Source organism: Nocardia sp. NPDC005366, assembly GCF_040606855.1.
Taxonomy (GTDB): Bacteria; Actinomycetota; Actinomycetes; order Mycobacteriales; family Mycobacteriaceae; genus Nocardia.
In genome coordinates this window covers 12,546-31,955 of sequence record NZ_JBEXFQ010000012.1, presented here as the reverse complement: position 1 = coordinate 31,955, position 19,410 = coordinate 12,546, and the positions used below count along the sequence as shown (strand labels likewise).

Here is a 19,410-nt window from a genome sequence, read left to right as displayed (position 1 = left end):
AACTGTTGCCTCACAATCGAATACAGAGATAGGGGAATTGGCGTGAGTCAGGCGGCGCTGCCCGCGGCCTTCGGCTTCTCACCGGTATCGGTGACCCGCTTGCCGGTGCTGTTCTTCTGGGCGTTGTAGGCGGCAGTGCCCGGCAACGGGCGCACCCGGTCCGGGGTGACCTGCACGACCTGGCCCCAGTCCGCGCGGCGAGCGCGGGCGTAGACGAATTGACCGGTGTCGAGTTCCCGCAGGCGGTCCGGGTCGACCAACCACTTGTCCCCGACCGAGACCTGGCCTTCGTCGCCGGTGCGCTGGCCTTTGATCAGATGCCGCGATGGCAACATGAACCGCACCGTGCCCAGGTGTTCGCACAGGTCGCCGGCGTTCTCGTTGTAACCGAGGATCAACCCACCCGCGCAGGCTTTGAGCAGCCGGTTCAACGCCCATTTGTCCAGCGCCAAGCCTTCTTGGGACTGGGCGGCGAACGCCAACGCGACGCCTTGGGAGCGGCCCCGCTCGCACACATCGACCAAATTCAGCGCACCCGACGGGGTGGTGGTGGCGGAGGCTTCGTCGATGATCACCGTGACCGAACGCCGCAGGTGCTTGGCGGTGCGTCCGGCTTTCTGCATGACCATGCGCAGGATCGCGGCGACCTGGGCGCGAGCGGCGTCCTTGTCCAGACCCGGGACGGTCACGTACAGGACGTCGAGGGCGTCGAGGTCTTTGCCGCCGTCGAAGACCATCGCCCCGTCCTGATCCTGGAGCAGATCGAACAGGTTCGTAGCCTTGATCAGAGCGTCATCGATCTGGGGAACCTTTTCCGCCTGCAACGCCTTGACCATCCGCTTCACGTCGGGGGCCTTGTTCCACAAATCGAGGAGCTTGTCCTCGTTCAGGCGTTCCAGGAACTCCGCCGAGGACCGCGGCGGACCACCCGGCGCATCGACCACCAGGGACACGATGCGGCGGCGCATCTCATCGAAATGCTGCCCCTCACTCGTGGTGGCCTGACCGGCGTTGAGCATCTCCCCGATCACGCCGCGCATGTCGCGGGCGGTCAGGGTTTTGAACAGCTCCAGCCGGTCACCACCCGGGCCGACCGTGGCGATCCGGTTGGACTCGATGCCCATGCGTCGGGCGAGGTCCCGGATTTCGAGGCCGAGGGCTTTGTCGTCGGCGCCGCCCTTGCACGAGATCACCACCATCAACGGGCGGGGGTGCTTGTTGCGCATACCGGGGACGGTTTTCCACTGCTGCCAGGCGGTCCACTCGTATTCGAGCATCCCCACGAAGTGGCATTTGATCGCCTCGGTCTTGCCGCCACCGGTCGTGGACACCAACGCGATATGACGGCGGGCCTGCTTATGCGGGACCACCAGCCAGTCCTCGTGACGCGCGGTCAACTCCTGCCACAGACTCGTGGTCTTGGCGGTGGTGGTTTTCGCCAACCGACCGAGCACGATCCCTTGTCCGGTAATGATCGGGGCGCCGGCCCGCGCGGCGCGGGCGGCGCTGGCGAAGCGGCGGGCGTGGATGGCGTCCTTGACTCGTTCGGTGCGTTCGAGGGACTTCAACCCGACGGTGTTGGTCTTGTGCACGAACTGTGCCCAGTAATAGGTGGCCAGCAGTGCGGCGACGGGGGCTCCGAGGATCAGCATCGTGCGCAGCCCGGCCAGATCACCTGCGGTGACCCGGGCTGCGCCGGACCACAAGAGGGAGGCGGGTACCGACCAGGAACCGCCGGTGAGGGCGGACATCGCGGGCAACAGCAGGGAGGCGATGGCGAAGTTCCGCAACCGCGCCGGCGGCAGCCACGCCGCGGCCACAGCGAGGATCATCACCAGCATGGCGACCACCACCACCCCACACACCGTCGCGGTGGTGGCGACGTGACCGGCTGCGGCGAGGTCCAGCGAGGGAAGGTCCCAGCCTTCGACGCCTTTGATCGGCGGGGCCTGCGGTGTGATGGCCGGTGGCGCGGCCGGATCGACCGGCGCCACCATCACCGGGTCGGGTGCGGGGGTGAGGGGGCCGCAGTCGGTGGGGGTGAGGATGGGTGTGCAGTTCGGGTTGCTCATGATGCTTCCTTGATGTGAAGGCTGTTTCCGGTGGCCTTGGCGCGGTGGCGGTTGGCGAGGAAGCTGGTCCACTCGTCATCGAAATCACCGATCGCCCACAGCAATCGGTCGGTCCGCAACTCGGCGGGAAGGCGTTTGTAAGCGGCCGAGACTGTGTCGAGCACGCGGGCCGAGCGGCACAGATACAGCAGCCCGATGATCGGTTCGTCCTCGGAATGCAAGGCTGAGCGCACGGCGCCGGCCAGGGCGGTGTCCATGTGGGCGCGTTCGGTTTTCGCTGTCAGCTCGATTTCCAGCGCCCACCAGCCGTGGCGGCCGTCGACCGCGCCCAGGAACCGGCCGTCATGCACATGCGGGCGGTCGCGGCGGGGTTTGCGTCCGGTACTGAATTCGACCTGGCGGGACTTGGATTCGGTCGCGGTGATCTCGGCGCGACGCCGCAACGTCCGCTCCGACACCCATTTCTCTGGGTCGGAGCCGACGAGCATGATCCGGGCCTGGGTGACGGCACGGAAGTGGTTGGCGTACATGAGCTTCGGTTTCCAGTCGCTCGGGCGCCAACCCAGATAGCGGGCTGCGGTGTCCCGCTTGGGCACCACCCACGCCCGCCCCCGCTGCACCGACGACAACGGGTGCACCTGACCAGCGGCGAACAGATCGTCAGCGAGGTCGTAGGCACTCGACAACGACGTCGACAAAAACAGCGCGAGCACGTCGACCTGCATGCCGTGCATATCCGTCAACGCCGCCAACGCCGCGTCCTGACGCGCGGTCACGCCTCGGCGGCGAGACCGGTGCAGGATCCGACCCAGTGACCCGTAGGGGACACCGATCTCGTCGGCGACCTCCTGCTTGGTCAACCCCTGCGCCCGCAGGGCGTTGGCCTCACCCAAGCATTTCTCGACCTGCGCCAGCGAAATACCCAACTGCCGGGCGATCTGCCCGTAGGTCAGACCCGCGTCACGCAGGCCACCCGCGATCTCGACCCGGTTACGGCGTTCCAACGACGCCCACCGCGGGTTTCCATTCTTGTGGTTCATCTGCTTCGCTCCGTTCCGGGGTCTCGGCGCTGGTCGGGGCGGTGGGCGCGGCGGGCGGCGATATCAGCGCGGGCCTGCAAAATCACCTCACGCATATCGGAGGTGTCGATCCCACGGCGCTCGCACGCGTTGACCGAGCGCTGCCAGCGCGCCAACTTCAGCGCCTCCAACTGCGCGGGGGTCGGTTCGCGTTTGGGCACAGCCGATTCCGCGTCGTACAGGTACGCCTGCAACGGCCCCTGCGAACCGCCGCGCGCACGCAGCACCTGGCCCTCGTGCTCAGCACCGGGGCGGCGGCCTTCCTGCGCGAGCTGGCGGCGGGTCCGCAAATGGCGTGGCGCCAACCGCCACGGCCACGTCGGGATACCGAACCGCTTGCCCTCGGGATCGTGGAAACGGCTCATCGCCTCACCACCGGCGGCAGCTGTTCACGCGGCACACACGAACCCACCGGCTCCGGCGGCACACCGGAATTCGCCGACCGGCACACATCCACCGACGGAATGTCGTGCCGGTAATCGACCCACGCCGCGGTGCACCCACCCATGCCGATCACGACCAGCACCGCGAGCGCGATCAGTCGTGGACCGACCGGTAACGCGCTCAACGGTGCATAGACCGCACCGACACTGGTGAACTCCGGACCGGTCATCGACGTCAACGCGTTGTGCCCGACGCCGCGACCACGGTCGTAACCGGTGACGGTGTAGCTGTGATGGACCGGCGGCTCCGGCCTCAACGACGCGCTCACCGCGACCGCCCCCGATCGACCCGAGTGATCTCGGCCCGACCACGGCGAGGCTGCGGATACTCCCGCACCTGCACGGCCAACTCACGCGCCGAATGCAGGCTGTCGCCGACCCTGCCAGCATCCTGGGCCGCCCACTTCAGATACTTGACCGTGTACTCGACGTTGACGCTGCCGTGCTCCTCGACAGACCACCCGTTCTCGCCGAGCGAGTCGAAACGGCCCACGTCGGCGTGCGTCTGCAACGCCGCATACCGAGCCTGCAACGCAATCGTGCGCTGCCGCAACAACTCCTGCGCAGCCGTGATCGCATCCAACTCGTCCAGCAAACCGGCCGGATCGCAGAAAGGTTCGTTCGTGCTCATCGCCGAACCCCCCACCGACGCGACACACGCCACAACGCCACCGCGCCCAGCACCATCACCGTGAAACCAACAACCCCCGGCGCGGCCAAGATCAGATAGCCCACCACGATCGCGGCAAGCGCAAGACCGATCGTCTGGGCGCGCATTACAGGGCTCCGGTCGGGTTCAAAGGACGTACCAGCGCCAGCACCTGATCGCGATCGACCTTGATCAACCTCGGGCCTACCTGAAAGCCCTCCAAAAGTCCGCCTTCGACCCATCGGCGCACGGTCCTCGGGTGTACTCCTCCGGCCAGTTCGGCGGCGTCTCGCAGGCTGATCAAGGTCTGTCGTCCACCGATCGAACCATTTCGTCTGCTCATGTCTTGCTCCTCAGATCCACGGGCATCAGATCATCTATCTGATGCTTCAAATCGTAAATCTGATGCCTTCTGATGTCTAGACATGCAGGCATATTCACTCAAGAAGGCGAAGGAAGTGACATCTGTCAGACCCCTGATGCTCGCCTGAGGTATCAACTGATAGGTTTGACAAACTGGGGCAGACGGAGGAGGGCTCGTGGACAACGCAGAGGAAACGCGGCATCGTCAGATCGCGCGTGAGATCCGCAATGAGATCGAATCCGGCCGACTCCGACCAGGTCAGAAGCTGCCGAGCACGCGAGCGTTGGCACGGCAATTCGGTGTAAGCGTGGCGCCCGTCAATGACGCCATGGCCCTCCTTGAGGAGGAGGGATTGGTCATCAGCAAGCCGCGCTCAGGACGGTTGGTTAGTGACACTGCTACTCCCGGAGCGCCACGCCCTCGCCGGGGTCGTCCACAGGTGATCTTTGTAGGTGGCTATGCCGGAAGCGGAAAGACTGAACTTGGCCGTATCCTGGCGCGACTGACCGGCTGGGCGATGCTTGACAAAGACACGATCACTCGGCATGTGGTTGACGCCGCCCTCGTACAGCTGGGCAGCACGGTTTCAGACCGGGAGTCCCCGATCTACCTGGATATCGTGCGGCCCGCCGAGTATGAGTGCCTTGCTGCAACAGTTCGGGAGAACGTCAGTTGCGGAGTATCTGTCATCGCGACGGCCCCGTTCATACGAGAATTCAGCTCCGAGGCGTGGTTCCGACGGACAGCTGTCGAGCTGGACACGATGGGAGCTGACATGGAGGTCGTCTGGATCCGATGCCAGCCAGATTCGATGTACTCGTACATCACCAGGCGCGGTGCCGCTCGAGATTCCGGAAAGCTCGCCGAGTGGGACAACTACGTACGCGGTATCGATCTCGCATTCGAGCCGCCGTGGCAGCACACGATCATCACAAACGACCCAGACTCCCCGCCGCTACGGGAGCAAGCTCAGGCATTGATCAAGTCGCTAAGGGACTGATCATGAACACAGCGATCGTTATTTATGGGCCGCCTGCGGCGGGGAAAGACACGATTACCGCCGCGCTTGGCGAACTAGACACAGACTTCCGCCACTATGAGCGCATAAAGATTGGCAGCGGTCGCACGACGGGGTACCGGATGGCATCTCTGGGTGATCTCCAGCGGTTGGTCACCGCGGGCGAAGTTATCTACGCGAACACCCGGTACGGCGCGACCTACGTGATTGATCGACCTGAGCTGACCGCGATCACCGCCGCCAACAAGATCCCAGTCCTACATGTCGGTCAGCCGGAGGCGATCGATGCACTGCTCGATGCGATCCCGACGATTCGATGGGTCATAGTCGATCTGTGGTGCCCACGTGACGTCGCGGCGGCACGGATCGCTGCGCGAGACACCGGAGACACCGGAGACCGACTGGCGGTCTGGGATGCGACTCCACAGCTTTCCGTCGCTGACGTCCGAATAGATACAGCCGCGGTCGACCCGACTAGTGCAGCTCGCCAAATCGTTGACGCTGTTCAAGCAGCTAAGTCGACAATCGTCGTACCCACGATGCACCTCGTACACGCGAACGGTGCGCTCAATATGGCGGCTACGCGGGCTCACGCAAAAGCAGCCGCTGCCGGATGGACCGACATCTTTCTGGTAAATGGATCAACTACCGCAGGAGACGAACTGAGCAGTGTTGAGCGCGTTGCCGTCCTGGATATCTGGCTGGAGGCAGTCGACGCCAGCCGCCTGATTGCCTGCGCGTGGTGCGCTGATGACCTCACAAACGCAGCCGATCGCCACGTCACTCCGATGGCAATCTTGAACGTCGACTCCCGGCACACAGCTGAACGTTTCCTCGAAGATCTGCCGGAACAGACAACGATCTACAGTCACCCGATGTTCGGCTACACCTTTGACGCCCAACTTGCGGCTTGGGCGAGGAACGTCGGCCGACTCCCGAAAGGCGGGAAGCTCGCCAAGATTCAATTGGCTGAGATCACCGAGATCAACCACGTTGCACCTGAGTTCGTGACATGGGATGGGTCGTCGCGGCAAATTCGAGAGTCAGTGGGCGCGGGCGCAGCCGGGGTCGTCGCTACGCCCCTAGCGGCCATGCTCGGCGGATTGCCGCCCCGAAGCCTGGCGCTGGTTCAGTCCACCATCGACGCTCTGCAAGCGGAACTCGACCAACTCCCAGATCGGCCAGCCAAACGGCAGTGGCTGCTGAACAGAATTAATGGCGGGACGCTGCCTGCGAGCTGACCAGCACCGTACGGAAATCGGCCATCAGCCAAGGACACCACGGACGCTCTCCCATTGACTGTCTGCGAGGCTGGCGTACCGCTGAGTCGTTCGTAGCGATGCATGTCCGAGAAGTTTCTGTACCTGCTGAATGGGCACACCCGCACGCACGAGACGGCCGGCGTACGTGTGCCGCAGATCGTGGGGGCGCACCTTCCCCAACCGCCGCTTGTCGTCGCCTTCGCCAACTTGGGCGACACGTGCGGCTGCTTGGAAGCGCTTGCCGAAATTGTCGGCATCGTATGGGCGGCCATCGATGTGCGCGAGAAGCAGGCCGCTCCTGACCGACCTCCCAGCTACGTATCTCACTGGCGCCGGATCACTCAGACCGTCTCGCTTGATCACAACGGCCAAGGTCCTAGTGAGGGTGTCACCAATGGGAATCACCCTCTTCTCGTGGTCTTTTGGCGGCTTCATACGCCGGGCAGCCTTGTCCCAAGCCCATTCGATCGAGATCGTCTTCCGTTTGAGATCGATGTGCTCCTTGTGCAGGCCCTGGGCCTCACCCATCCGCATTCCTGTTCCCAGCAGTACGTCGACAATCAGCCGATCGGCGTCCTCGAGCGGTTCTCGCAGCGCGGCACATTCCTCTACCTCGAGGAACCGCTCCGGCGACGGACCAGCTTTGGGAAGGTCGATGTCATGACACGGGCTTTCCACAATGAGCTGGGCTTTGCGTGCCGCTTTCATCGATCCGCTCAGGAGGTGGTAGCACTTCTCCACGCTGGTCGGTGCCATTGCGCCACGTAGCTCCGCGACCCACTCCTGCACATCCTGCTGACGGATGTCCTTCAGTAGAACATGTCCCCATCGAGGCTTGAGGTGCTTGCCGATCCGTTGGTCGTCTATCTTCTGGGTGCCTTCTTCGACGGCACGCAGCACCGTCCATTTCGGGAGCCACTCACCCCATGTCATCGTGGGGGCTGGGCGCGTGGGGTTCTCTCGCTGCTGATCCTCTTTGGCTGTCGCCTTACGTTTCGCGAGGTCCTTGCTCGTGAAGATTCCCGCACTCCGCTTATTGCCGAATCCGTCACGATAAAGCCCGCGGTATCGCCCGCTCGGAAGCTTTTCAGCCCACCCCATCGGCCTCACTCCTTCCATCCGCAGACTGCGGCATCGCCGCACTCTGACGACTATGAACTCTCAGAGTACGTGGGGCAGAATATCTCGGCGCGTGGGGCAGAACGTGGGGCAGGTAGGTGTCATTCCGTGTTCAGACGTGTCCTCTGTGTCTCGCCGTAATTTCCCGCAAATCCCTTGGCCTGCACCGATGTCACGGACCAACTACGTGGGCTTTCGAGACGTTCGCGTATTGAACCACGTTCTGGTTTTACACACCAGCGGTCGGGGGTTCGATCCCCTCTGCGCCCACCACATCCACATCCATATCAGAGGCTGTATCCGGTCATTCGGCATCCGGCCATTCGGTCATTCGGTCATTCGGCGAAGTGTCAGCCAGCGGACCGGAATCGGTCGGTGTCCCTGGTGTCTCCGCGACGCTGCGCGTCCACGCCGAAGTCGGCGTCAACCTCTTGCGCCGATGAGCTGCTCCGTCCAGTGAGGGCGCGTCGTCGCGACGACGAAGATGGCGACGTCGAGCGCGAGCCCGAACACGAGATGGATGTCCCAGAACGCGACGAGCAGCACCGTCGACAGCAGAGCGGCCACGACGGCGATCGCCACCCAGACAGCGGACAGTCCCGGAACGCCCCACACCGCCAATGCGAGGACCAGGAAAGCGACCACCGTTGCCGTCACCAGGCCCGTCCCAAGCGGCTGGCGAGCCCTGTCCGGGACGAGCCACGATGTGCCGAGTGAGAACTCCGGCACGTCTGGGGCCAGGTACAGCAGGTGTACGAGCCCATGCGCCAGCAGAAGGATTCCGGTCACGCCCCGGACCGCGAACATCATCGGACCGATCCTCGGAGTCTGCGCCGCCCTGGTCGGATGAGCTGGGACAAGTCGGCCACCTCTGAGTTGTCTCCGACGTCGTGGACGGTACCGGCGAGGATGGTCGAAGGCATGTTCACCACGACCAGGAGCTGACCCTAGGCGTAACCCGCTGATAGGCGGGAACGTGGCGAACAACTGGGAGAAATCGGGCAGCAGCGAGTGCGGGTGACAGAACGGCGAGTCGACTCATATCTGGATTCCCCTGTTCGCGAAGACATGTCGACCTCGAGTCCACTCGATCGGCGAGCGCGGCGCTAGGGCAATCGTGCCTGCCCGGTGAGGACCTTCGCCGCTCAACTCTGCCGGGATCGCACCGTGGCCGGTTCGGATGGTGGTTCACACGGTTACGGACGGCTTTTCCCGGCTGGCTGCGTCGAGAAGCAATTTCGCGGCCACCGTCGCCCCGTCGGCTCGGATCGCGCCGGCCACGGTCCTGGCTCGCGCTCGGGTCTCGGGGGTCATGGCCGCGGTGAGCGCGGCGGACAGGGACACGACGGTCGGCGTCGAGCCCTCATGTGCCACACCGATGCCGAGCTCGGCCACTCGGGCGGCCCAGTACGGCTGGTCCGCGATCTGGGGCACGATCACCTGGGGCGCGCCGGCTCGGGCCGCCGTCGTGGTGGTGCCCGCGCCGCCGTGGTGCACGACGGCGGCCACTCGACGAAACAGTGCCTGCTGGTTGACCTCGCCGACGACGAAGCAGTCGTCGATGTCGTCGATCGGGGCCAGCTCGGCCCAGCCGCGGGCGAGGACGACGCGGCGGCCGAGCACGCGGCTGGCTTCGATGGCCACCCTGGCGATGTCCTTCGCGGCGGGCGCGGCCATGCTGCCCAAGCCCACGTACACCGGTGGCGCGCCGGCGTCCAGGAACGCCTTCAGCCCGTCCGGGAGCGGGCGTCCGTCGGGCAGGATCCATGCCCCGGTCTGCACGACGTCGAGGTCCGTCCTGCCCTGCGACGGACACAGCGTCGCGTCCGCCGCCAGCCACGGGCGGCCGGTCAAGACATAGTCGCGGACGTTGTCCACCGGTGGTAGGCCGATCGCCGCCCGATGGCTGTTGAGCGCCTCGCCGTACAAGGCGTTCACCCGCTGGGCGTCCTGCTCCCACAGCACCCGGTTGTCGGTCTCCTCCTGCGGGGACGGTGTGCCCGGCCGCCTCCCCGGAGGGAAGTGCCGCGACGGCAGCCCGAGGAGGTGGAAACACGCGAGCACGTAGTGGATGCCCAGTTTCTCGGCCACGTCCCGCGCGCCCGCCGGCATCAGGCCGGTCGCCAGCAGCGCGTCACATCCCTCGGCCGCCGCGGTGAGCGTGTCGAACCGCGCGGCGACCAGCGCGGGAGCGAGCTTGAACGCGTCTTGCGCCGTCGGCGGCTTCGGGTTGGCGACGATCGAGCGCACCGACGGGCCCAGCGGCACCAGCGGCACGCCGACCCGCTCCAGCAGCGTCGCGAACTCCTCGTCCGGGGGCGCGCATACCCGCGCCTGCGCGCCGAGTTCCCGCAACGCCACCGCGAGTCCGGCCAGCGGTTCGACGTCCCCGCGCGATCCCCAAGTCGTCAACAACACACGCACCGTGAATCTCCATTCCCTCAGGTCCTGGCTTCAGGGCGGCAATTCTGCGGCATGGCCCGGGTCTTGCCGCAAGCCCCCCGGTGCGTTATATGTTGAAGTGGGGGAAGAAGAATGGGGTCTCCTCGCTTCTCGGCGAGACACCTTTCGAGATCACAGACGGGACCGACTCGGGCATGGTCGCCGAGGTGGGCCACCCCGGGCGTGCCATCCGAAACACCTGACATTCGTTGTCGGACAAGCACTTCCCAGTGGCGCATCCGTACAGCCTTGACCGCACAGCCCTTACCGCACAGGTCCGTCCACTTGCCGAGGCGAGATCAGCCGACGTCGCGACGCAACCAGGTCACCTCGGCCCCGATCGAATCCACACCGGAACGGTATAGCTCGAGGTCTTCGTCCCACGGGGTCCCGAGCGCACGGTCGATTTCAGCGGCGAGGTCATAGGTCGTGTACTTCCCGAGTTCCCGCGACGCCTGCAGCATCGCCCGCAACCGCATCTCACCGAGCGTGACATCACCACAGGCGGAGGTCGAACCGTGCCACAAACCGAGCGCGGGAACGAAACTGTAACGCTCCCCATCGATCCCGTCACTGGGATCCTCGGTGACCTCGAACCGCAACACCGGCCACGACCGCAAGGATTGGGCAATGCGCGCGGCGGTGCCGACGGGTCCGATCCAGTCGCTGGTTGCGCGCAGTTGTCCGTCTGCCGGCTGGGTCGTCCACCGCAGCTTCGCGGGCGAACCGAGGGCCGAGGTGAGTGCCCACTCCACATGCGGGCACAGCGCGGCTGGCGACGAGTGGATCCACACCACACCCGCCGTCGCGTCCGCGAACTGACTCGATGCGCGCACCCTTATACCTCCAGCTTCGACGAGGACCGTCTTCCCCAACGAACCCGTCTACAGCTGGCGTTGCCTGAGTGTACTGGAGTGCCCGATGTTACGCGTGTTACTTCGCGAGCGTGTTGCCTTCGTGTGTCGACTCGGCGATGATCGCGTCGCTGAGAGTCGGCCACGCGGCTCGCGCCCAGTCGCCGAAATTCTCGTCCGCCAACGCGACGCACGCCACCCCAATCACGGGATCGACCCACAGAAATGTTCCCGATTGACCGAAATGGCCATAAGTTCGAGGTGAATTCGCCGCACCGGTCCAGTGTGGCGACTTGCCGTCCCGGATTTCGAAGCCGAGGCCCCAGTCGTTGGGGCGCTGCGATCCGTAACCGGGCAGGACGCCGTTGAGCCCGGGGAACTGCACCGATGTCGCATCGGTATGCGTCTGCGCGGAGATCAGCCGCGGAGACAGCAATTCGGTCGCGAATCGGGTGAGATCGGCGACGGTGGAGCGGCACGCGTGTCCGGCCGGGCCCGCGAGCACCGAACCCGTCATGCCCAGCGGGGTGAAGACGGCCTCGCGCAGGTATTCGTCGAAGGCGATGCCGGTCTGCTCGGTGACGAATCGAGCGAGGAGTTCATATCCGGTGCTGGAATAGATCCGTTTGGTTCCCGGCGGGGCGAGGATGTCGGTGGTGTCGAAAGCGATGCCGGAGGTGTGCGCGAGCAGGTGCCGGACGGTCGCGCCGGGCGGACCTGCGGGCTGGTCCAATTCGATCGCGCCTTCCTCGACCGCCACCAGCACCGCGTAGGCAACCAGCGGTTTGGTCACGGAGGCGAGCGGGAAGACGCGGTCGGTGTCGCCTTCGGTCGTCGCACCTGCCGGGGTGAGCACTCCCGCCGCCGCGTGCCGCACGGGCCATTCCCTGATCTGCTCGAGTGAACGCACACCGCGAGCGTACGAGACGGTGCGCGGGGCGTCCGGCTCAGGCGGGCATTCTCGCGCCGGACGGACAGGAACCCGGCGTATCGCCCGAGGACCCGGACCGGTACCGCCGGTACCATCGACTCACCATGACTGCGCAGCCAACGATCCACGGCGATGTGGCGGCCGGCTTCGGCCCCGTCGCCGATGCTTTCCGCCGCAATTTCGCCCAGCACGGCGAAATCGGCGCGGCGGTGGCCGTTTACGAAGGCGATCGTCCGGTTGTCGATCTGTGGGCGGGTCACCGCGACCGGCGACGCACGCTGCCGTGGGAGCGCGACACCATCGTCCCGGTGTTCTCCTCCACCAAGGGGATGGCCGCGTTCGTGATCGCGGCGGCGGTGTCGAAGGGGCTGTTGGATTACGAGGAGCCGGTCGCGACGTACTGGCCCGAGTTCGCGGCGCAGGGTAAGGACGCTGTCACCGTGCGCCAGCTGATCGACCACCAGGCGGGCCTGTCCGGTCTCGACACCGTGGTGCGACTGCCCCAGATCGCCGATCTCGACGGTCTCGCAACGATTCTGGCGGCACAGAAACCCGCGTGGAAGCCGGGCACCCGGCACGGCTATCACGCCATCACCCTCGGGTTGTACCAGGGTGAATTGGTGCGGCGCGTCGATCCCGAGCGCCGCACGCTCGGCCGGATCTTCGCCGAGGACATCGCCGGACCGCTCGGCCTCGACTTCTTCATCGGCCTGCCCGCCGCCGAGCCGATGGAGCGGATCGCCACCCTTGCCGCCGCCCGCGGCCTGGATCTGCTGCGCTACGAACGCGATATCCCGTTGCGGATCGGCGCGGAGATCTACGCCAAACGCGGCTATTCCCACGCGGCGCTGACCAATCCGCGCTGCGGTGCGCCCGCGCGGGCGACCCGGCGCGAATTCCTCGAGGTCGAACTGCCCGGTTCGAACGGGGTCGGCAATGCCCGCGCCCTGGCCAGGGCCTACGGCGCGGCGGCGGGCCGGACCGGCGCGCTCCCCATCGATGACGCGTTACTCGACCGGCTCGCCGCCGCCGACACCGCCGATGACGTCCCCGCCGACGACCTGGTCCTGAAAACCAAGAGCCGCTACCACCTGGGTTTCCGGAAATCACGCGGCACGTTCCGATTCGGTGCGGATAAACGCGCGTACGGCACCACCGGACTCGGCGGCTCCTTCGGATTCGCCGATCCGGCGACCGGTCTCGGCTTCGGTTATTCGATGAATCGTTTGGGCATGGCGGTTCTCGACGACGTCCGCAGCCGCAATCTGCGCGAAGCACTGTTGCGCTGTTCTGCCTGAACCCGCCGGACGTCACCCGTGCGAGCGCCGGGGCCTACCGACCAAGGAACAGGTCCCGACGCTCGCACGGGTGACGCCTGCCCCGGTCGACCCACCCAGGTCCTTCGATCGCGGAGTTTCCGGTGGCAAACCGGTGCCGTACGACCTCGTCGCCGAGATCGCGGCCCGGCTCGCCCGCGGTGACACCGAGTTACCAGTCGGCTTCGGTGTACCGGATGATGCCGCGAATGTTCTTGCCGTCCAGCATGTCCTGGTAGCCCTGGTTGATCTCCTCCAGCGAGTAGCTGCGGGTCACCATGTCGTCCAGGTTCAGCTGACCCGACTTGTACAGCGCGAGCAGGCGCGGCGCGTCCTGACGGGCGTTTCCGCCGCCGAAGATGCAGCCCTTGACCGTCTTCTGCAGCATGGACAGCAGGAAGCTGTTCAGCTTGACGTCGCTCTCGTCCATGCGACCCATCGAAGTGACGACCAGCGTTCCGGCCTTGCCGGTGAGAATCAGCCCCTCTTCGATGTATTCGCCGTGCATCTCCCCCATGGTGAGGATGACGTTCTCCGCCATCCGGCCCTCGGTGGCCTCGAGCAGCGGCATGATCGCCTCGGCCATCGAGGCGTAGGTGTGGGTGGCGCCGAACTTCTGCGCCTGCTCCAGCTTCCACGGATTCGGGTCGATGGCGACGACTTTCGACGCGCCCGCGAGCACCGCGCCCTGCAGCGCGCTCATGCCGACGCCGCCGATGCCGACGATGACGGCGGTCTCACCCGGCTGCACCTGCGCGACGTGGGTGGAGGAGCCGAAACCGGTCGGGACGCCGCAGCCGACGAGGCAGGCGACCTCGAAGGGAATCGTCGGGTCGATCTTGACGACCGAGGTGTGGTGCACCGTCATATACGGCGCGAAGGTGCCGAGCAGGCACATCGGGATGACGTTCTGGCCCCTGGCCTGGATCCGGTAGGTGCCGTCGCTGATCGCCTGGCCGAGCAACAGCCCGGCACCCAGGTCGCACAGCGCCATATTGCCGCTCACACACGCCGGACAGCGCCCACAGGCGGGGATGAACGAGAGGATCACATGGTCGCCGATCTGGAGGTCGGCGGGGCAGTTCGGCCCGAGTTTGGTGATCACGCCCGCACCCTCGTGGCCGCCCATGACCGGGTAGCCGGGCATCGGTGTCGCACCGGTGACGATGTGGTGATCGGAGTGGCACATGCCGGCGGTTTCCATCCGGATCTGCACCTCGCCCGCGACGGGATCGCCGACCTCGATCTCCTCCACCGACCATGGCTCTTCGATCCCCCACAGGATCGCGCCCTTCGTCTTCATTCCTGTCGACCCTCTCGGATGCACGTGCTTACATGTGACTGCACCCACAGTACGAGAAAAGTGGAACGCGTTCTAGTACCGACACGAATAATCAGCGACAGAGCCATCACGCCCACAGGAACGCGTTCTAGAAGTTCCCCGGAAACCGCTCAGGCGCGAACGTCGTGGACGTGATGGATCACATCGTGCGCGAAGTACCTCGCCAATGATTCGACGGTGAAGCCCGACCCGTCGCTACGCCGCACGCGCCGCCCCCGATCCGCCTCCGGCACGGATTCGATGGCCCGCGCGACGATCTCGACCGCGGCGACCAGTTCGACGGCCACCGTCGCGGGATCCTGCTCGCCGTAGCGATCGGCGACCGCGGTCGCGTCCTGATCCCAGTCCGAGAAGGTCGCGATGCCGTCGGCGGCCTCCTCGGCGGTGATTCCGCGCGCGTCGAAGGCGGGCACCATGGGATCTGGCGCGTCGGCGCGCGCGGCGATGGCGGTGCGGTAGGCGAATATCCGGCATACGTCGCGCACGTGCGCGGCGTACTCCAGTGGCGACCATACGGAATCAGCGGGACGCCGGGCCGCGTCGGGCCGGGCCAGCGCCGCCGAGAGTCGCATACGGCGTCGAGATCCGGACGCTCACTCCATCAGCCGGTGCGCCTTCTCGAACAGTTCCACGGTGATCGCGTGCAGGAAGTCGCCGACCTTCTTGGGAGCCTTGCCCGCGAAGGCACGCGCGTGCGTCCCCTCCAGCACGATCCCGAGTTTGAAACACGCCAGCACCGTGTACCACGGGACCGCGCTCAGATCCCGCTCGGAGAACCGGCCGTAGTGCTCGATCATCTCCTCCGGCGTGGGTAATCCGCCGGCAGCGCCGAGTTTGCCGACCAGCGCAGAGCCGGTGGTGCCCGGTTCCGGGCGGGTCGCGAGTTGCCAGCCGAGATCGAGCAGCGGGTCGCCGATGGTGGACATCTCCCAGTCGACGAGGGCCGCGACTTCGGGACCGTCGTAGGAGAACATGATGTTGGCCAGGTGACAATCGCCGTGCAGGATGCCCGGCGTCCACTGCGCGGGCCGGTTGCGGTCCAGCCACTCGCCCACCTGCGTCAAGCCGGGGATCTCCGGTCCCGGATAGCCCTGGTTGGCCGAATAGGATTCGAGTTCACCGAGCCAGCGCGGCACCTGACGTTCCAGGAAACCCTCCGGCTTGCCGTACTCCGAGAGACCCACCGCCCGGTAGTCGAGGGAGCCGAGCCGCGCGATGGCTTCCACCGCCGACAGCCCCATCTGCCGCCGGATCTCGGGATCACCGGCGTGTAGGTCGGGCAGTTCGTTCTGCGGGTTGAATCCGACGATCGGTTCCATGAGATAGAAAACCGCCCCGATCACCGACTCGTCGGCGCACGCGGCGATCAGGCGGGGTGAACGCACCTCGGTGCCGTCCAGCGCCGCGAGCAGCACGGCCTCCCTGCGAATGACGTCGTTGCTCTTGGCCCGCAGGTGTTTCGGTCCGCGCCGCAGCACATAGCCGCGACCGCCGCGGTCGAAGCGAAGCATGATGTTCTGGGTGCCGCCACCCAGGGATGTCACTCCTTCGAAATCACCGGCGGGCAAGCCCTTGTCATCCATCCACTTCCCCACGATCGCGAAGTCGACGACCTCGCGATCCACTTCCACCGGCTGCGCAACAGACATGTCACATATTGTGCACGACGCGTCCAGCGCAACTGAAGGCATCCGACAACAGTTTCCCGTCACCGGTCAGGCGTAGGGTTTTGCACACCATGCGCACGTTGCTCATCGACAACTACGACTCGTTCACCTACAACCTGTACCAGCTGATCAGCGAGGTGAACGGGATCGAGCCGACGGTCGTGCGCAACGACGAGGTACGCGATATCGCGGAACTCGACCTCGCCCGCTACGACAACATCGTCATCTCCCCCGGACCCGGCAGGCCCGATATCGCGCGCGATGTCGGCATCTCCGCCGCCGTCATCGCCCGCGCTGCCCTGCCGCTACTCGGCGTGTGCCTCGGACATCAGGGCATCGTGGTCGGCGCGGGCGGTGTGGTCGACCTGGCGCCGGCCGCCAGGCACGGGTACCTGGATCGGATCGCGCACGACGGTCGTGACCTCTTCGCCGGACTCCCCCAGGACTTCACCGCCGTGCGCTACCACTCGCTGTGCGCGCGGCGACCGCTGCCGGACGACCTCGAGATCACCGCCGCGACCGCCGATGGCGTCGTCATGGGCGTGCGACATCGCCGACGTCCGCAGTGGGGCGTCCAGTTCCATCCGGAATCCATCGCGGGCGACTACGGCGCGGCGCTGCTGCGCAATTTCGCGGAACTGACCACGCGGCATCACGGCGACCGTCGAGTGTCCGCGACGACAGCGGCGACGGTGCGGTCACTGGCGCCCGCGTCGGCGACCCGATCCGAATCCGCGGACGGGTACGCGCCCGCTCGCCCATCGTCCGATATCGGACGATTCGTCCGCGACGGCGGCGGGCCGGAGTTCGGGCCCAGCCCGGTGCGGACCGCGCGCCCCGACGACCTGCCCGGCACCGCGTTCCGGGGCGGCGGACTCGGCAGACCCTGGCGACTTCGGCACCAGGTGATCGAGAGAGCCATCGATACCGAGGCGGCATTCGTTCGGCTCTACGGTGACTCCGCCACCGCGTTCTGGCTCGACAGCGAGCACGTCGAGCCGGGACTCGACCGGTTCTCCTTCCTCGGGGACGCCAGCGGGCCGCTCGCGGAAGTGGTCCGCTATCGAGTGGAGACCGGCGTGGTGATCGTCGAGACGTCCGGGGGTGACCGCCGCGTCTTCGCGGGCGACGTCCTGGCATACCTGGCCTCCGAATTGCGCTGGCGCTGCGCCGATATCCCCGATCTCCCCTTCGATTTCGCCGGTGGCTACGTCGGCTATCTCGGCTACGAGGTGAAAGCCGATTGCGGCGGGCGGGCCGCGCACCGGGCGGCCACACCCGACGCGCAGTGGATCTTCGCCGACCGGCTCGTCGTCGTCGACCACGTCGCCGGACATACCCATCTGCTGGCGCTCACCGAGGAGGCGGCGGAAAGCGCACGGGCGGCGCAGGATTGGCTCCGCGACACTCGCGAGGTGCTGGAATCTCTTCCCACGTGGGCGAATCCGCCGACACTGGAGATCGCACCCGATACCGAAGCGGTCGCCGGACTCTTCACCCGCGGCCGCGAACAGTACCTCGCCGATATCGCGGTGAGCCTGGACAAATTGCGCGTGGGCGAATCCTACGAAATCTGTCTCACCGACAGCCTGACCTTCCCCGCGGGCGAATCCGACGGACTCGACTTCTATCGCACCCTGCGCCGCTGCAACCCCGCGCCGTACGCGGCCTATCTACGCTTCGACGATCTCGAGATCGCCTGTTCCTCTCCGGAACGGTTCCTCAAGGTGGATCGGGCCCGCACCGTGGAGAGCAAACCGATCAAGGGCACCGCCCCGCGCGGAGACACCCCGGCCGAGGACGAACGCCTGCGTCGGGAGCTCGCCGACAGCCCCAAGACCAGGGCCGAGAACCTGATGATCGTCGACCTGCTCCGCAACGACCTGGGCCGCGTCTGCCGGATCGGCAGCGTGCACGTTCCGAAGCTGATGGCGACCGAGACGTATACGACACTGCACCAACTGGTCTCGACCGTGCGCGGCACACTGCGTCCCGATGTCGACGTGATCGATTGCGTGCGCGCCTGTTTCCCCGGCGGATCGATGACGGGCGCGCCCAAATTACGCACCATGGAGATCATCGATGAGCTCGAAACCGAGGCGCGGGGGGTGTATTCGGGCACCATCGGTTTCCTCGGCCTCGGCGGCACCGCCGACCTCAATATCGTCATTCGCACGGCAGTTCGCCACGGCGGGTACTGGCGCATCGGCGCGGGCGGTGCCATTGTGCTCGACTCCGATCCCACCGAGGAATACCAGGAGATCCTGCTCAAGGCGGCAGCCACTTACCGCGCGGACAGCGCGCGCCGGGCAGCACCCGCGTGCGTCAACGACGCCGCTTCGGCGGGGGCGGAGGGGCTTGCTCGTCCCGATCGGGTTTAGCGCCGATCCCGGTGACCCTGCCGAGAATCGAGACGCCTGGCAGCCGTGACAGCGCGCCGAACACATCCTCGCCGAGTGAGATCACGGCCTCCAACCGGGGCAGCAGCCGGTCGTAGGCGGCGAAGGCCGGGTCGGCCAGGGCCAGGGTGCGATCGAGGCGGTCGATGGTGGAATTGAGCCGGTCGATGGCGGCCGAGAGGTTGTCGATGAGAGCGGGTAGTTGCGCGGCCAATTGTGCCGAGGCGGGCGGCAGCCGAACCGCCGCGTCGAAGGCGTAGCCCGCGGTGAGCTGTGCGGATTCCAACGCCTGACCGGCCGCGGACTGGGCGGCTTCGACAGCGGCCGTCGCGGCGGCCAGGATGTCGGCGGGGCGGCCGGGTCGCCGTGCGCCCTGCGGTTTCGGGGTGGCCCCTTCGTTGTCCGGTCCCTTCGGGGTGGTCATGAACAACACTGTGCCCGATATCGGCGGGA

Annotated in this window: 20 protein-coding genes; 4 read left to right on the top strand and 16 right to left on the bottom strand. The window is 66.1% G+C overall.

The window, feature by feature from the left end:
* Positions 1-47: 47 nt before the first annotated feature.
* From ABZS43_RS15975 to ABZS43_RS15945, 7 genes are read right to left on the bottom strand one after another with little or no spacing between them, the layout of a single operon-like run.
* Positions 48-2,072 carry a hypothetical protein gene (locus tag ABZS43_RS15975; protein ID WP_355036638.1) on the bottom strand — a complete coding sequence of 675 codons (2,025 nt, stop codon included), beginning with the start codon at positions 2,070-2,072 and terminating at the stop codon, positions 48-50.
* Entirely contained in the window at positions 2,069-3,112 is a 1,044-nt protein-coding gene (locus ABZS43_RS15970; protein WP_355036637.1) for a hypothetical protein, read from the bottom strand. Before ABZS43_RS15970 ends, ABZS43_RS15975 begins: the two co-directional genes overlap by 4 nt.
* The gene (locus tag ABZS43_RS15965) at positions 3,109-3,516 is read right to left on the bottom strand and encodes an RRQRL motif-containing zinc-binding protein (protein ID WP_355036636.1); all 408 of its coding nucleotides are present in this window, start codon (positions 3,514-3,516) and stop codon (positions 3,109-3,111) included. The genes ABZS43_RS15970 and ABZS43_RS15965 overlap by 4 nt, the downstream gene beginning before the upstream one ends.
* Positions 3,513-3,863: a hypothetical protein gene (locus ABZS43_RS15960; protein WP_355036635.1), complete on the bottom strand. Its 351-nt coding sequence runs from the start codon at positions 3,861-3,863 to the stop codon at positions 3,513-3,515. The genes ABZS43_RS15965 and ABZS43_RS15960 overlap by 4 nt, the downstream gene beginning before the upstream one ends.
* Entirely contained in the window at positions 3,860-4,225 is a 366-nt protein-coding gene (locus tag ABZS43_RS15955) for a hypothetical protein (RefSeq protein WP_355036634.1), read from the bottom strand. Before ABZS43_RS15955 ends, ABZS43_RS15960 begins: the two co-directional genes overlap by 4 nt.
* Positions 4,222-4,371 (bottom strand): hypothetical protein, encoded by a 150-nt coding sequence (locus tag ABZS43_RS15950; protein WP_355036633.1) that lies wholly within the window; start codon positions 4,369-4,371, stop codon positions 4,222-4,224. Before ABZS43_RS15950 ends, ABZS43_RS15955 begins: the two co-directional genes overlap by 4 nt.
* Positions 4,371-4,586, bottom strand: a complete 216-nt coding sequence (locus ABZS43_RS15945; RefSeq protein ID WP_355036632.1) for a helix-turn-helix domain-containing protein — start codon at positions 4,584-4,586, stop codon at positions 4,371-4,373. The genes ABZS43_RS15950 and ABZS43_RS15945 overlap by 1 nt, the downstream gene beginning before the upstream one ends.
* Positions 4,587-4,782: 196 nt before the next feature.
* Here ABZS43_RS15945 and ABZS43_RS15940 point away from each other — a divergent pair, with 196 nt between their 5' ends.
* Positions 4,783-5,607, top strand: coding sequence for a GntR family transcriptional regulator (locus ABZS43_RS15940; RefSeq protein WP_355036631.1), 825 nt, complete (start codon positions 4,783-4,785; stop codon positions 5,605-5,607).
* Positions 5,608-5,609: 2 nt separating this feature from the next.
* Positions 5,610-6,866, top strand: coding sequence for a hypothetical protein (locus ABZS43_RS15935; protein ID WP_355036630.1), 1,257 nt, complete (start codon positions 5,610-5,612; stop codon positions 6,864-6,866).
* A 24-nt stretch (positions 6,867-6,890) separates the two neighbouring features.
* Here ABZS43_RS15935 and ABZS43_RS15930 read toward each other — a convergent pair whose 3' ends face one another.
* The 5 genes from ABZS43_RS15930 to ABZS43_RS15910 all read right to left on the bottom strand — a co-directional run bounded on the left by ABZS43_RS15930 (position 6,891) and on the right by ABZS43_RS15910 (position 12,212).
* Positions 6,891-7,988 carry a tyrosine-type recombinase/integrase gene (locus tag ABZS43_RS15930; RefSeq protein WP_355036629.1) on the bottom strand — a complete coding sequence of 366 codons (1,098 nt, stop codon included), beginning with the start codon at positions 7,986-7,988 and terminating at the stop codon, positions 6,891-6,893.
* Between the two features lie 441 nt (positions 7,989-8,429).
* On the bottom strand, positions 8,430-8,816 hold the full coding sequence (locus ABZS43_RS15925) for a hypothetical protein (protein WP_355036628.1): 387 nt from the start codon (positions 8,814-8,816) through the stop codon (positions 8,430-8,432).
* A gap of 378 nt (positions 8,817-9,194) precedes the next feature.
* Positions 9,195-10,430: a glycosyltransferase gene (locus ABZS43_RS15920; RefSeq protein WP_355036627.1), complete on the bottom strand. Its 1,236-nt coding sequence runs from the start codon at positions 10,428-10,430 to the stop codon at positions 9,195-9,197.
* Positions 10,431-10,747: 317 nt separating this feature from the next.
* On the bottom strand, positions 10,748-11,284 hold the full coding sequence (locus tag ABZS43_RS15915) for a DUF3145 domain-containing protein (protein WP_355036626.1): 537 nt from the start codon (positions 11,282-11,284) through the stop codon (positions 10,748-10,750).
* 97 nt (positions 11,285-11,381) lie between these two features.
* Positions 11,382-12,212 carry a serine hydrolase domain-containing protein gene (locus ABZS43_RS15910; RefSeq protein WP_355036625.1) on the bottom strand — a complete coding sequence of 277 codons (831 nt, stop codon included), beginning with the start codon at positions 12,210-12,212 and terminating at the stop codon, positions 11,382-11,384.
* A gap of 125 nt (positions 12,213-12,337) precedes the next feature.
* Between ABZS43_RS15910 and ABZS43_RS15905 the strand changes: the two genes are divergently transcribed.
* Entirely contained in the window at positions 12,338-13,531 is a 1,194-nt protein-coding gene (locus ABZS43_RS15905; RefSeq protein ID WP_355036624.1) for a serine hydrolase domain-containing protein, read from the top strand.
* A 190-nt stretch (positions 13,532-13,721) separates the two neighbouring features.
* Here ABZS43_RS15905 and ABZS43_RS15900 read toward each other — a convergent pair whose 3' ends face one another.
* From ABZS43_RS15900 to ABZS43_RS15890, 3 genes are all read right to left on the bottom strand, one after another.
* On the bottom strand, positions 13,722-14,852 hold the full coding sequence (locus ABZS43_RS15900; protein WP_355036623.1) for an NDMA-dependent alcohol dehydrogenase: 1,131 nt from the start codon (positions 14,850-14,852) through the stop codon (positions 13,722-13,724).
* Positions 14,853-15,001: 149 nt separating this feature from the next.
* Entirely contained in the window at positions 15,002-15,463 is a 462-nt protein-coding gene (locus ABZS43_RS15895; RefSeq protein WP_355036622.1) for a DinB family protein, read from the bottom strand.
* 21 nt (positions 15,464-15,484) lie between these two features.
* Positions 15,485-16,540, bottom strand: a complete 1,056-nt coding sequence (locus tag ABZS43_RS15890) for a phosphotransferase family protein (protein ID WP_355036621.1) — start codon at positions 16,538-16,540, stop codon at positions 15,485-15,487.
* 89 nt (positions 16,541-16,629) lie between these two features.
* Here ABZS43_RS15890 and pabB point away from each other — a divergent pair, with 89 nt between their 5' ends.
* On the top strand, positions 16,630-18,939 hold the full coding sequence (gene pabB / locus ABZS43_RS15885) for an aminodeoxychorismate synthase component I (protein WP_355036620.1): 2,310 nt from the start codon (positions 16,630-16,632) through the stop codon (positions 18,937-18,939).
* Here pabB and ABZS43_RS15880 read toward each other — a convergent pair.
* Positions 18,884-19,381: a hypothetical protein gene (locus ABZS43_RS15880; RefSeq protein ID WP_355036619.1), complete on the bottom strand. Its 498-nt coding sequence runs from the start codon at positions 19,379-19,381 to the stop codon at positions 18,884-18,886. The two genes, pabB and ABZS43_RS15880, sit on opposite strands and share 56 nt — an antisense overlap.
* Between the last annotated feature and the right edge of the window lie 29 nt (positions 19,382-19,410).

Excerpts from the sequence above, each read along its gene's own strand:
- ABZS43_RS15975 (WP_355036638.1), bottom strand. The coding sequence starts at position 2,072 with ATGAGCAACCCGAACTGCACACCCATCCTCACCCCCACCGACTGCGGC.
- ABZS43_RS15970 (WP_355036637.1), bottom strand. The coding sequence starts at position 3,112 with ATGAACCACAAGAATGGAAACCCGCGGTGGGCGTCGTTGGAACGCCGT.
- ABZS43_RS15965 (WP_355036636.1), bottom strand. The coding sequence starts at position 3,516 with ATGAGCCGTTTCCACGATCCCGAGGGCAAGCGGTTCGGTATCCCGACG.
- ABZS43_RS15955 (WP_355036634.1), bottom strand. The coding sequence starts at position 4,225 with ATGAGCACGAACGAACCTTTCTGCGATCCGGCCGGTTTGCTGGACGAG.
- ABZS43_RS15950 (WP_355036633.1), bottom strand. The coding sequence starts at position 4,371 with ATGCGCGCCCAGACGATCGGTCTTGCGCTTGCCGCGATCGTGGTGGGC.
- ABZS43_RS15945 (WP_355036632.1), bottom strand. The coding sequence starts at position 4,586 with ATGAGCAGACGAAATGGTTCGATCGGTGGACGACAGACCTTGATCAGC.
- ABZS43_RS15935 (WP_355036630.1), top strand. The coding sequence starts at position 5,610 with ATGAACACAGCGATCGTTATTTATGGGCCGCCTGCGGCGGGGAAAGAC.
- ABZS43_RS15930 (WP_355036629.1), bottom strand. The coding sequence starts at position 7,988 with ATGGGGTGGGCTGAAAAGCTTCCGAGCGGGCGATACCGCGGGCTTTAT.
- ABZS43_RS15925 (WP_355036628.1), bottom strand. The coding sequence starts at position 8,816 with ATGATGTTCGCGGTCCGGGGCGTGACCGGAATCCTTCTGCTGGCGCAT.
- ABZS43_RS15905 (WP_355036624.1), top strand. The coding sequence starts at position 12,338 with ATGACTGCGCAGCCAACGATCCACGGCGATGTGGCGGCCGGCTTCGGC.
- ABZS43_RS15900 (WP_355036623.1), bottom strand. The coding sequence starts at position 14,852 with ATGAAGACGAAGGGCGCGATCCTGTGGGGGATCGAAGAGCCATGGTCG.
- ABZS43_RS15895 (WP_355036622.1), bottom strand. The coding sequence starts at position 15,463 with ATGCGACTCTCGGCGGCGCTGGCCCGGCCCGACGCGGCCCGGCGTCCC.
- ABZS43_RS15890 (WP_355036621.1), bottom strand. The coding sequence starts at position 16,540 with ATGTCTGTTGCGCAGCCGGTGGAAGTGGATCGCGAGGTCGTCGACTTC.
- pabB (WP_355036620.1), top strand. The coding sequence starts at position 16,630 with ATGCGCACGTTGCTCATCGACAACTACGACTCGTTCACCTACAACCTG.
- ABZS43_RS15880 (WP_355036619.1), bottom strand. The coding sequence starts at position 19,381 with ATGACCACCCCGAAGGGACCGGACAACGAAGGGGCCACCCCGAAACCG.